We start from the raw sequence: 12,396 nt of genomic DNA, 5'->3' as shown, positions 1-12,396 counted from the left end.
ATCCTTGTGACAACGCAGAAGGACTAACATCCTGTTAGTCTAGTGATGATGGCGAGAAGGACACACCCGTTCCCATACCGAACACGGAAGTTAAGCTTCTCAGCGCCGATGGTAGTTGGGGCATTGCCCCTGTGAGAGTAGGACGTCGCTAGGCATGAGAGAAAGACCAGCTGGAATGGCTGGTCTTTTTTATGTTTTCTTTATAATTGTATTTTTGATTAGATAACGAACGAACCAAAAAATTGCTAAAAATCGTAAATTTGAATTAAAAACCATAAATCCAAATTAAAAATCGTATTTCCAAAATTAAATACAAAAGACCTTTTCACAAGACTCTCCAACCTATAATTTCTACTAAATATCTAATAAAACCATAACAGTCCTCTATTATTATAGAATTTTCCCTAAACTTTGGGCCCTAATCATTAGTTTTATGCAAAAAAGAGCAGCTACTAAAGCTGCCCCATTATCTTAATGACGAAACTCAATAAATAACTCTTTCAATACTCCATCTTCATCAAAAGTATCCTGTATTACAATCTTCTTCCTTGGAAAAGGAATCTCCCTTTCGTTCCTTAGATATCCCTCTTCTGTACGCGGGAGCTCTTTTATCTCATAAGAAAACTGGTTTCCAGCTGGGTTCAGGTGTTGTAGAAGTGATTGAATACTTTCTCCTGAATACTCCTGTTCTAAGTACTCATTCCAATCATCAATTGACCAATCGGGAAGGTTATTTTTTATATTCTGATGTTCTAGAATATCTTTTACCTGTCTAACTACATATCCATCAGCTTCTTGTAAGCCTGCGGCTAATTGTTCTACTAGTCTTTCATTTGAAATATACGCAAATTCATTTTTCGCTCTTAGAAATTCTAAAATCTTATCTGTTGTAAGATCCTTGGTGAACCAAAAGTATTTAAAGTCATCTGGATTTACTTCTGATGTATTTGGTATTAGATATTCCCCGTTACTATCAACACGAATTACATTTGTTACATCAAAACGTGTAGGGTAATGATAAAGAAAGACATTTTCTCCACTACCACTTACCATCATACCCATAGACAGTGGTTCATGTCCTTGTTGTCCTATTCCAAGGAATGAAGCAGTTCCGTTTTCAGAAGAGTAATAAATATCGCCTGAGTCAGTAAACTTTTTTTCGAGCCTGAACATAAAATCAGTTTTTGTTCTTTTAGGAAAAATACGGTAATGAGTTGTATTTCCAATTACATTAATTGACTCCTCATCAACTGCCCAGGTAACGGTCCCAGTTCCCTTAATCTGTTTGAATTCCTTATCAACAGAGAAGTCGGGTAAAGAAATTTCAATTTTATATATTTGTTCATCTTCCCAATTATAGGTTGTATATTGATAGTCTGAAGCGCTATATGCATCAGACCAATTTGCCATATAATGAATGCCAGTCAGCTCTGTTTTATCTCTGAAATCAAACGCTTTTACAAATTGTCCGGTCGCTAACCATAATCCAAGTAATGGCAGGATCCATGTTAGTACAGATAGCATCGGATAAAGGTACTTAGATTTTTTTACCTTCTTTACTGGTAGATTGGTTTCGTGCAGTGATGAGTGTAAACAATTCATTACCGCAAATATTAATACAGTCCCAATGAAGCTGTAACTTAACAGTATTAAATAAAACGAGAATTCTCTTGGTATCATCGTTAACATCGTAATGAAGAATGTAAAAAACATACTTAACAATGCAAGTAAAAATAATGTCTTAAAATTCCTTTTAAAAATCTTAGGAGATTTACGAATTGCCTCTGTAACTGAAATATCTTCTAGAACGATTATGTATGGTGTTAAAGAATACAGAAGTAATCCAATAAACAACAAGATGACAAGTGGGCCGATTACAAATGATAGTAAAAGGATGACAACCGATATTATCGTCTCTATAAGAGAGAACAGTACCATTCGTTTGAAATAGTACTTTCCTATTTTTAAGGTAGAATATGTATTATCGAGTCCTAGCATGAAGCTTTTCATTGAGCCAAGGTACATTCCAATTGCATAACTTTTTATAAGTATCATAATAAATGTTAGGAGAACAGAAAATATCCAATTACTATTTGATGGGTTCTCCTGTAAAAAGTGGTAAGGAAACTTTAAGTCCTCTAAAAGTGGAATCCAAAATGGAAAGGTAGCATTTATCCCCATGGCTTGACTTTCTCCAACCTGAACTGTAGGAAAAGCTAAAGGACCAATGCCAAAATAAGTCCCAATAACCCCTAAAAAGGTTAAAAGCACATTTACAACAAGAGGTATAATAATTAATCTAGGATGATGAATGGTATGATACATGCCTGCTGAAAAATTCAAATGATCACCTCAGTATATTTCCAAACTAATTAAAAGTTTATAAAAAACCTATCCAATTGGATAGGTTATTTTTTCTTTATTTTTCCAGACCACTTTTTAAAGCCGCCTTTTAGTTGGTACAAGTCCTTGTATCCTTTTCTACGTAGAAGTTGAGCTGCTCTACCACTTCTAGTAGTATTTTGGCAGTATAAGTAAACTGGCTTATCAGGGCGAATTTCTGTTAATCTCATTTTCATCTGTGATAACGGAATGTTACGAGCACCTAAGATATGACCAGCATCAAATTCGTTTGGCTCACGAACATCAATTAGTTGAGCCTTACGGTAGCCCTCACGAAATTCATCCTCTGTTAACCCTTTAAGAATTTTACGCTGATAAAAATACGTAATGACACCATATGCTATGATTGCAACCAAAACTATTAAAAGAATTTCCAAAGTAAATCTACTCCTTTTTTATCTCTCTGTATTTCTATTATATAAGTGAGTAGGGAAAGAATCAAAGGAATTCTCTGGAGTGTTTAATTTTGAAAATTGTAAAGAATTTGGTAGACTTAGAAGGCAGCAAATATACGTTTTTTGAAGAGGGTATTTTTATGAAAAAAGAAGTTTGGAGATTTATCGATTCAGGAGACTGTTCGCCAGCATTTAATATGGCTTTAGATGAGGCATTACTAGATTGGCATAGTGAGGGAAAGATACCGCCTACCATACGGTTTTATGGTTGGAGTCCTGCCACACTATCAATTGGATATTTTCAAAAAGTAGAGAAGGAAATTGACTTAGAAGCTGTGAAAAAGTATGGTCTTGGATTTGTTCGTCGGCCTACAGGCGGTAGAGGTGTCTTGCATGATCAAGAGCTTACATATAGTGTTACCGTTTCTGAGGAGCATCCTGAAATGCCGAAGACCGTTACTGAGGCGTATCGCGTGATATCAGAAGGGATATTGCAAGGCTTCCGAAAACTAGGGCTAGATGCGTATTTTGCAGTTCCTAAAACTGATGAGGAGCGACAGGGTCTCAAAAATCCGCGATCTGCGGTTTGCTTTGATGCTCCATCTTGGTATGAACTCGTTGTTGAAGGGCGTAAAGTAGCTGGTAGTGCGCAAACTCGTCAAAAAGGTGTAATCTTACAGCACGGATCTATACTACTAGATATAGATGAGGATAAACTATTTGATTTGTTCAAGTACCCGAGTGACCGAGTAAGAGAAAGAATGCAGCGAAACTTTAAAAATAAAGCAGTTGCCATTAATGAGTTAAGAGAGCAACCAGTGACGCTAGAGGAAGCGAAAGTAGCATTTAAACAGGGTTTTGAGGATGGCTTAGGTATTGTTCTTGAGCCATATGAACTTTCTGAGGAAGAATTATATTACGTAAATGAAATTTCTGAAAGAAGATATAAATCTGATGATTGGAATTTCAAAAGATAACGACTTTTTTTAGTCGTTTTTTTTGTGTCAAAAGTCCTGAAGTATTGAAGAGTTCAGGAATCGTTGATTGTTAGAAAAACGCAAGCGACAAAATTCTTCAAAAAATGTCAAAAAGACTTGTTTACCTATTAATATCTCTATTATTCTCATTATATCTAACTATTTATCGTTTGACAAAAGAGAGTTCATTTGACCAAAAAATCAATATATAGTGTTGTCGAAAATTATTTTAATACTATATATTGATTTTATGTGTTGTTTTTCCAAAAAATATATGATAACTTAATTTTATTACTTACAAAACTAACAGAAGTAAATAATAGATTTAAGGGAGATGTGAGAATGGCTGTTGTGCTAGAAAAAATGAATATTGATGTCGAAAGGTTGAACCAGGACATACGACTATTTCCTCAAGTCCATCCAATTACAGAGGATATGAAGCTAACTCATAAGGGAGTTTCACGACTAGTTATGTTAGATCGGTATACATTTAAGGATACTGAGAAGATTACGCTAGCAGCAGGAGATTTCGTTGTGCTAACCATTAAGGAAGATCCGAAGTTCCCTGCACGTGGATTAGGGTTCATTACTGACATTGATTGGGAGCAAAAAACAGCTAAGGTACTTGTAGAAGAAGAGTATCGCGGTGTTTTGGACAAGCCTGAAGAAGTTGAAACAGGGATTGTAAATCGTTCACTTGATGTGATTGAGAAACCGTTAGAGCTTTTCTACGAACAAATTGCTAAAAGAAATGCTACAGGCTTAGCATCAGTAGAAAAAACAGAGGAAAAGCGTCAGGAATGGTTCCAAAAGTTCTATGAAGAACTCGTAAATTTAAACTTCATTCCGGCTGGACGTGTTCTGTATGGAGCAGGCGCTGACACAGACGTAACGTACTTTAACTGTTATGTAATGCCGTATGTTCAAGATTCTCGCGAGGGTATCTCAGAGCATCGTAAACAGGTTATGGAGATTATGAGTCGTGGCGGTGGAGTTGGAACAAACGGTTCAACATTACGCCCACGTAACACACTTGCACGCGGTGTAAACGGAAAATCTTCTGGTTCAGTATCATGGCTAGATGATATTGCGAAATTGACTCATCTTGTTGAGCAAGGTGGATCACGTCGTTAACAGCTCGGCGACGTAATCTCGTGAATTGCTGGAACACCCTAAAGCTCTATCAGCTACAACGTGACTGGTAACGGTGAGCGTGAATGCTAAAAAATGATAGAGATATAGAATGGGCAATCAGCAGCGAAGGGCCTTTGGAAACGGAGGTCAACGTTCAACGACTATTGAAACTTCCTAAAGTTTCCAGTATAATGTCCCTATATGAAACAAGGGGGTAGCATTATTGGGAGCAAAGGAAGAAGTAAACCATAATTCGCGGCAACGTGGATATGGGGCACGAGACAAAGAAAGGCTTATCGATATAATTGTTAAACTCCATGATAAAGGCTATAGCCAAGTAGACATATCAAAAATGCTTAATATAAGTCGAGGAACAATAAAGCGTTGGAACGATGAACTAAACTTTATTAATTCAAGAACTCCTGGGGAAGCGGGAAAGCTAAAATCTAAGAAGTACAATTATGATGAAGATTATTTCGAGAATATTAGGACACCGAATCAGGCATATATTGTAGGCTATATCACAGGTGATGGTACAATCTTTGTTAAAAAGGGCTCTAAGAGACTGGTCATGACATTAGCAGAGTGTGATAAGCAGCTTCTATTTGATATTGGTGAAGAAATGAATATAAAAGAGGCAATAAAGTTTAGGAAAAAAAACGCAGAGAATGAACAAAATAAATATTCATTAATTATCAACTCAACAAAAATGTGTAATGATTTAATTACTTTAGGTATTGGTCCTAGGAAAACTGGATACGAACAATGGATAGATTTTCGTAATGAAGAGCTTCAATGGGCTTACTTAAGAGGATTTTTTGATGCTGATGGTCATATAAGAGTGTATAAGCGGAATGGATACCAAAAAGGAAGAATGGGTTTTACTGGGAATCAATCCATGCTTACATCTATTTTGAAATTTTTAAAAGACCATGGGTATGCAAAAAATGTAAACTCCATTACGGGAAAACAAGGTTGTTCTGACCTATATTTAAGTAGTTTAAAAGAGTTGAAAGATATTGGTGAATTCTTATACAAACATGGAGATATAAAATTAAATCGTAAATATGAAAAATTCCTTTCTTTGATGATATAGTCTGACCTCATGTGAAAGCATGAGAGGGTGGCAGAAATGACCATCCCCCTTTAAAAGAGGAGTAACAATTCGGGAGCACAGATGATCATGCTAGCGGACTGGCATCCAGACATCATTGAATTTATCATTTCAAAAATGCAAAACCCAAGAATTCTACGTTATCTAATTGAAAATACAGATGATGAAACAATTAAAAGATATGCACAAGAAAAACTAAAATTCACTCCACATACAGAGCAAGAAACTCAAATGTACCAAGGAATTGTTAACTACAAAAACATTCCAGGCCTAGGTGGATTTAACGAAAAGATTATTAAAGACGCTGAGCAAAAACTTGTAACAGGTGGAAACTACAGTGTTCATAACCCTGAATTCTTAACAGGTGCTAATATTTCAATCTGTTTAACAAAGGAATTCATGCAAGCCGTTGAAGAGGATGCATACTATGAACTTCGTTTCCCTGATGTAGAAAGCTACAATCAAGAGGAAATGAAAGTTTACAATGAAGAATGGCATAAAGTTGGAGATGTTCGCGAATGGGAGAAACTTGGTCACAAGGTTCGTGCCTATCGAAAAATTAAAGCAAAAGATCTTTGGAATTTAATCAACATCTGTGCTACTTACTCTGCAGAGCCTGGAATTTTCTTCATTGATAATGCAAACGACATGACTAATGCGAAGGCTTATGGTCAACATGTTGTTGCGACAAATCCGTGTGGTGAACAGCCACTTGCACCATATTCAGTTTGTAACCTTGCAGCGGTTAACCTAGCTGAAATGGCAGACAAGGAAACAAAAACGGTAAACTTTGAAAAGTTGAAAAAGACTGTTGAAGTCGGAGTAAGAATGCAAGATAACGTCATCGACGCAACTCCTTACTTTTTAGAAGCAAATAAAAAGCAAGCATTAGGTGAGCGTCGTGTTGGACTAGGTGTAATGGGATTACACGATCTACTTATCTATTGTGAAACTGAATATGGTTCAGAAGAAGGAAATCAATTAGTTGATAGTGTATTTGAAACAATTGCAACTACTGCTTACCGTGCTTCAATCGAACTTGCAAAAGAAAAAGGTAGTTTCCCATTCTTAGAAGGTAACTCTCAAGAAGATGGTAATCGTATCAGAGAAGCATTTATAAACACTGGTTACATGCAGAAAATGCCAGAGGATATTAAAAATGATATTAAAGAATACGGTATTCGTAACTCGCACTTACTAACCGTTGCTCCTACAGGAAGCACAGGTACAATGGTTGGAGTTTCAACAGGTTTAGAACCTTACTTCTCGTTCTCTTACTTCCGTAGTGGACGTTTAGGTAAGTTTATCGAAGTTAAGGCGGATATTGTTCAAGAATATTTGGACAAGCATCCAGATGCAGATCCAAATAATCTTCCGAGCTGGTTCGTTTCAGCGATGGAATTATCACCTGAAGCACATGCAGATGTACAATGTGTAATTCAGCGTTGGATTGATAGTTCAATTAGTAAGACTGTAAATGCACCGAGAGGCTATACTGTTGATCAGGTCGAAGGAGTGTATGAGCGTCTGTATCGAGGTGGAGCTAAAGGTGGTACGGTTTATGTTGATGGAAGCCGTGACTCTCAGGTTCTTACATTAAAAGCTGAAGAAAATACGTTTGATGAAGCAGAAGCAACAACAACTACAGAGAAAACAAAGAGCCATGTAGTCCTAATGGACACAGTTATTGATTTACGTAAAACAGACGTAACAATTGGTTCTGAAGTTGGAGACACATGTCCAGTTTGTCGTCAAGGTACAGTTGAAGATTTAGGTGGCTGTAATACTTGTACAAGCTGTGGTGCACAGTTGAAGTGTGGATTATAAAATAAGTTGAGAGGGAGCCTTTTTAGGCTCCTTCTTTTTTACATTCTACGTACTAAATCCCCTACCTTCCGATTAAAGATATATAAAGGAATTTACTTATGTAGGGAGGGGTTCCATGTACATAGATGGCGTTTTTTCAGGTGGAGGTATTAAGGGGTTTGCTTTAATAGGTGCATATCAGGCTATTGAGGGAAAAGGCCTAGCTTTTAAACGTGTCGCTGGAACAAGTGCAGGTTCATTAATTTCTGCGTTAATTGCTGCAGGTTACAGTAGTTCTGAGATGCTTGATTTAATGGAAGAATTAGACCTTGGTACGTTTTTAGACCAACGAAAAACATTATTACCGACACCACTTGCAAAATGGTTATTATTATACTGGCGTCTCGGTCTATATAAAGGTGAAATGTTAGAAAAATGGATTGCGAAAAAACTCCGCGATAAAGGTGTCGTCACTTTTAAGGACTTGCCACCTGAATCTTTACGTATTATTGCCTCTGATTTGTCAAACGGAAGAATCATTGTTATTCCAGATGACCTTGAACGATATGGAATCTCTCCCGCGACCTTCTCTGTTGCAAAAGCAGTGCGAATGAGCTGCAGTCTCCCCTATTTTTTTGAACCTGTAAAAGTAAAGGATTATCAAGGGAATATTCTTGTTGTTGATGGGGGGGTGTTATCTAATTTTCCGATATGGTTATTTGATGAGGAAAAGGGTCTGAAGAAACGTCCCGTACTTGGAGTTAAACTAAGTGGGAATAGCCAGCAACAGGAAAAGAATAAAATCAATACTGCAATAGATATGTTTGGTGCTTTATTTGAGACAATGAAGGATGCACATGATGCCCGTCACATATCACGCAGGCATGAAAAAAACATTATATTTATCCCTTTAGAAAGTGGGCTAACCACGGAATTTGGTCTAAATGAGGAAAAGAAACAACAACTTATACTACACGGCAAAAATCGAGCAGAGGCTTTCCTCAAAACATGGGGATATTAACGTACAAAAAAGAAGAATCACTGCATATTAAAATAATGCGCGATTCTTCTTTTTACCCTTTTTGCCTTCTATAACTGTGAGATGTGTATTATTCGTACTTTTTCTCTTTTTATTAATTGATGCAACTGTTGATTTCTTCGTAGTAGAGGAAGAGCTCTTCTTCGCATTGCTAGCTCCCATATACTGGGGCTTTTTCTTTTTTTGTGGGTTGAAACGTCTTTTTGACTGTTTAGCAGCACGCAAATAAGCAGAGTATTCCTTTCCTCCCATCCGTCTAGCAATTACAAACTTATAGATTAGAAAGATGATACCTATGAAAAGGAAAATCATGCCTGCTTGCATGAGTAATGAACTTGGACGTGTAAAAAGGGTGTAGACAAATCCAAATGCTCCTAATCCTAGTAAAATCATCACAACAATATTGGATCTACGACGATTCATGAGATACACCTCCCTGACAGCACTTTTCATATATTGTATTAATTTTTCTGGGCTTTGTTGCTCGTCTATATATTTTTCTTATATAAAATTATCAAACAATAAATATTTCCTTATATATATATTCTACAAGAAAATCATATAAACCTCTATGATATGAATACCAATTCACAGAAAATTTTTATGTTACTTCAAGGGACATATTTTATTCTACCCAATAATTACCACCGCTACTCATATTTCCTTTAATTCTTTTTCAAATAGATATAGAAAAAGCTGGACATAATAGCAAATGGAGGTGTTTCCAGTGGTAGATGCTGCAAAAAAAGATCCAAGCCTTGAGCAAAACAAACAAGAGGAACCAATGTCCATGATTGCAAAGGTAGTAGTAATTGGGTTATTTGGTGGGATTTTTTGGAGTTTATTAGCGTATCTTTCTTATATTTTTAGTTTTACTGACATTAGCCCTAATCTAATTTTAAAACCTTGGGCACTTGGAGATTGGAAGAACCGAGTCCTTGGCCAGTTTATAGGAATATTTGTAATTGGACTCATTTCAATTGGCGTAGCACTCTTATATTATGCTTTCTTAAAGAAGTTTCAATCAATATGGATTGGGGCAGCTTTTGGAATTGCCCTTTGGGTAATTGTCTTTTATGTGCTGAATCCAATATTCCCCGATATAAAAACGGTTGGTCAATTAGGACGAAATACTGTTATTACTACTATATGCTTTTATGTATTATATGGTGTTTTTATTGGTTATTCAATTTCATTTGAAGTGAATGAAATTCATGAACCAAAGCACGCAGTGTCTTCAAATGAGTAGGTAAATAGTAAAAGTTATGATAGAATGTTCTTGTTTGAACATTCTATTTTTTAAAGGAGTTTTTTAAATGAAGCGCATACTCCTTATTAACGGACCTAATTTAAATCGGCTAGGAAAACGTGAGCCACACATCTATGGGAGTGTAACGTTAAAAGACTTAGAAACCGAGTTGATTCAATACTCAGGTAATCATGATGTAGAACTCGATTGTTTTCAATCAAATCATGAAGGTGAAATTATTGATGCCATTCATGAAACTGAAGGTAAGTATGAAGGAATTATAATTAATCCAGGCGCATTTACACATTATAGTTATGCAATTAGAGATGCAATTGCTGGAATGTCACTACCAGTTGTTGAAGTGCATATTTCAAACATTCATGCGCGCGAAGAATTCCGTCATACTTCAGTTTTGGCTCCTGTCACAATTGGTCAAATCGTTGGATTAGGTGTCTATGGGTACAAATTAGCGGTACTTGCAATTTTAGAACATTTAGGGGGAAACTAGATGAGTAAATTAGAAAAATTACGCAATAGCTTTGCTGATTTTGGAATTGATGGTTTATTAGTAACAAACAGCTATAACAGACGTTACATAACAAATTTTACTGGAACTGCAGGAGTTGCACTTATTTCTGAAAAGGGTGCTGCATTTATTACAGATTTTCGATATGTTGAACAAGCTAGTGAACAAGTAAAGGAATTTGAAATCGTTCAACATTCTGGTCCAATTATTGAAGAAGTTGCAAAACAAGCGGAAAGATTGGGCATAACAAGATTAGGCTTCGAACAAGATGACCTGTCATTTGCAACATATTCTGCTTATAAAAATGAAGTGAAATCTGAATTTGTCCCAGTTACAGGTGTAATCGAAAAGTTACGCTTGATTAAGTCGGAATCAGAGATTAAGATATTAAAGGAAGCTACGCAGATTGCGGACGCTGCTTTTACTCATATTCTTGATGTAATACGTCCTGGTATTACAGAGTTAGAAGTATCAAATGAACTTGAGTTTTTTATGAGAAAACAAGGAGCAATTTCATCATCCTTTGATATTATTGTTGCTTCAGGATATCGTTCAGCATTACCTCATGGAGTGGCAAGCGAAAAGGTAATTGAAACTGGCGAATTTGTTACACTTGACTTTGGTGCCTATTATAAAGGGTATTGCTCAGATATTACTCGTACTGTTGCTGTTGGGAAACCTAGTGATGAACTAAAGAAGATATATGATACAGTTCTTGAAGCTCAGTTACGTGGTATGGCTGGTATTAAACCAGGTATGACAGGTAAAGAAGCAGATGCGCTAACTCGTGATTACATTACTGAACAAGGATATGGCGAGTATTTTGGACATTCTACAGGTCACGGACTTGGAATGGAAGTTCATGAACAACCATCCTTATCAGTAAGATCAGATACGGTTCTTGAACCGGGGATGATTGTTACAGTTGAGCCAGGAATTTACATAGCTGGACTTGGTGGTGTGAGAATTGAAGACGATGCAGTTGTCACAAAGGATGGCAATGAATCTCTCTCATTCTCTTCTAAGGAATTAATTATATTGTAAGACATATGTTGTCGGATTTGATTAGGAGGAAGTAGTAATGATTTCAGTAAACGATTTTCGTACAGGATTAACAATTGAAGTAGACGGTGGAATTTGGAGAGTTATGGATTTCCAACACGTAAAACCTGGTAAAGGTGCTGCATTCGTTCGTTCAAAACTACGTAACTTACGTACAGGTGCAGTTCAGGAAAAAACATTCCGTGCTGGTGAGAAAGTAGCAAAAGCACAAATCGAAAACCGTAGAATGCAATACCTTTATGCAAATGGAGACCAACACGTATTCATGGACAATGAATCGTACGAGCAACTTGAACTTCCAGAATCTGCAATTGAGTATGAATTGAAATTCTTAAAAGAAAACATGGAAGTTCAAATCATGATGTTCCAAGCTGAAACACTTGGAGTTGAACTGCCAAATACAGTTGAACTTAAGGTTGTTGAAACTGAGCCAGGAATCAAAGGCGATACAGCTTCTGGTGGTACAAAGGCAGCAGTTCTTGAAACTGGTTTATCTGTACAAGTGCCATTCTTCATTAATGAAGGAGACGTACTAATCATCAATACAAATGAAGCTTCTTATGTATCACGTGCTTAATTAAATAGTTTAGGAGGCCCATCGAGTGCGATGGGTCTTTTTTGTTCGCCCAGCATGGGCGAACTCTAACGGGTGAAAGTCCCTAGTACGACCTGGTAGCGGTAAGTACATAGC

Annotated in this window: 10 protein-coding genes, 1 rRNA gene and 2 pseudogenes; 10 read left to right on the top strand and 3 right to left on the bottom strand. The window is 36.6% G+C overall.

Features of this window, described 5'->3' with window-relative positions:
- The first annotated feature begins 38 nt into the window (after positions 1 to 38).
- Positions 39 to 154, top strand: a 5S ribosomal RNA gene (rrf, locus tag AB3M96_RS23270).
- Positions 155 to 471: 317 nt separating this feature from the next.
- Here the strand turns inward: rrf and AB3M96_RS23265 are convergent.
- On the bottom strand, positions 472 to 2,343 hold the full coding sequence (locus AB3M96_RS23265; RefSeq protein WP_412969997.1) for a YciC family protein: 1,872 nt from the start codon (positions 2,341 to 2,343) through the stop codon (positions 472 to 474).
- A 65-nt stretch (positions 2,344 to 2,408) separates the two neighbouring features.
- Positions 2,409 to 2,780, bottom strand: a complete 372-nt coding sequence (locus tag AB3M96_RS23260; RefSeq protein WP_412969996.1) for a rhodanese-like domain-containing protein — start codon at positions 2,778 to 2,780, stop codon at positions 2,409 to 2,411.
- Positions 2,781 to 2,938: 158 nt separating this feature from the next.
- Here AB3M96_RS23260 and AB3M96_RS23255 point away from each other — a divergent pair, with 158 nt between their 5' ends.
- From AB3M96_RS23255 to AB3M96_RS23235, 5 genes and pseudogenes are all read left to right on the top strand, one after another.
- A complete protein-coding gene (locus tag AB3M96_RS23255; protein ID WP_412969998.1) occupies positions 2,939 to 3,775 on the top strand; it encodes a lipoate--protein ligase family protein in 837 nt (278 codons plus the stop codon).
- Between the two features lie 342 nt (positions 3,776 to 4,117).
- Positions 4,118 to 4,906 (top strand): annotated as a pseudogene (locus AB3M96_RS23250) (ribonucleotide reductase N-terminal alpha domain-containing protein); the annotation flags it as partial.
- A 226-nt stretch (positions 4,907 to 5,132) separates the two neighbouring features.
- Positions 5,133 to 6,005: a helix-turn-helix domain-containing protein gene (locus tag AB3M96_RS23245; RefSeq protein WP_412969995.1), complete on the top strand. Its 873-nt coding sequence runs from the start codon at positions 5,133 to 5,135 to the stop codon at positions 6,003 to 6,005.
- Between the two features lie 72 nt (positions 6,006 to 6,077).
- Positions 6,078 to 7,850: pseudogene (locus AB3M96_RS23240) on the top strand (vitamin B12-dependent ribonucleotide reductase); the annotation flags it as partial.
- Positions 7,851 to 7,965: 115 nt separating this feature from the next.
- Complete coding sequence (locus AB3M96_RS23235; RefSeq protein ID WP_412969994.1) at positions 7,966 to 8,850, top strand: patatin-like phospholipase family protein; 885 nt, start codon at positions 7,966 to 7,968, stop codon at positions 8,848 to 8,850.
- A gap of 27 nt (positions 8,851 to 8,877) precedes the next feature.
- Here AB3M96_RS23235 and AB3M96_RS23230 read toward each other — a convergent pair whose 3' ends face one another.
- Positions 8,878 to 9,291, bottom strand: a complete 414-nt coding sequence (locus AB3M96_RS23230) for an SA1362 family protein (RefSeq protein WP_412969993.1) — start codon at positions 9,289 to 9,291, stop codon at positions 8,878 to 8,880.
- A 289-nt stretch (positions 9,292 to 9,580) separates the two neighbouring features.
- On the opposite strand from AB3M96_RS23230, the gene AB3M96_RS23225 reads away from it, so the two are divergent.
- The 4 genes from AB3M96_RS23225 to efp all read left to right on the top strand — a co-directional run bounded on the left by AB3M96_RS23225 (position 9,581) and on the right by efp (position 12,282).
- A complete protein-coding gene (locus AB3M96_RS23225; RefSeq protein WP_412969992.1) occupies positions 9,581 to 10,117 on the top strand; it encodes a YqhR family membrane protein in 537 nt (178 codons plus the stop codon).
- A 67-nt stretch (positions 10,118 to 10,184) separates the two neighbouring features.
- Entirely contained in the window at positions 10,185 to 10,625 is a 441-nt protein-coding gene (gene aroQ / locus AB3M96_RS23220; protein ID WP_412969991.1) for a type II 3-dehydroquinate dehydratase, read from the top strand.
- Entirely contained in the window at positions 10,626 to 11,687 is a 1,062-nt protein-coding gene (locus tag AB3M96_RS23215) for a M24 family metallopeptidase (RefSeq protein WP_412969990.1), read from the top strand.
- Between the two features lie 37 nt (positions 11,688 to 11,724).
- Positions 11,725 to 12,282, top strand: a complete 558-nt coding sequence (efp, locus tag AB3M96_RS23210; protein ID WP_412969989.1) for an elongation factor P — start codon at positions 11,725 to 11,727, stop codon at positions 12,280 to 12,282.
- Positions 12,283 to 12,396 lie beyond the last annotated feature (114 nt).

It is taken from the genome of Ferdinandcohnia jepli (assembly GCF_047246645.1).
Lineage (GTDB): Bacteria > Bacillota > Bacilli > Bacillales > Bacillaceae_L > Ferdinandcohnia.
The sequence above is the reverse complement of the archived record's forward strand: the minus strand, read 5'-3'. Positions and strand labels throughout refer to the sequence as shown.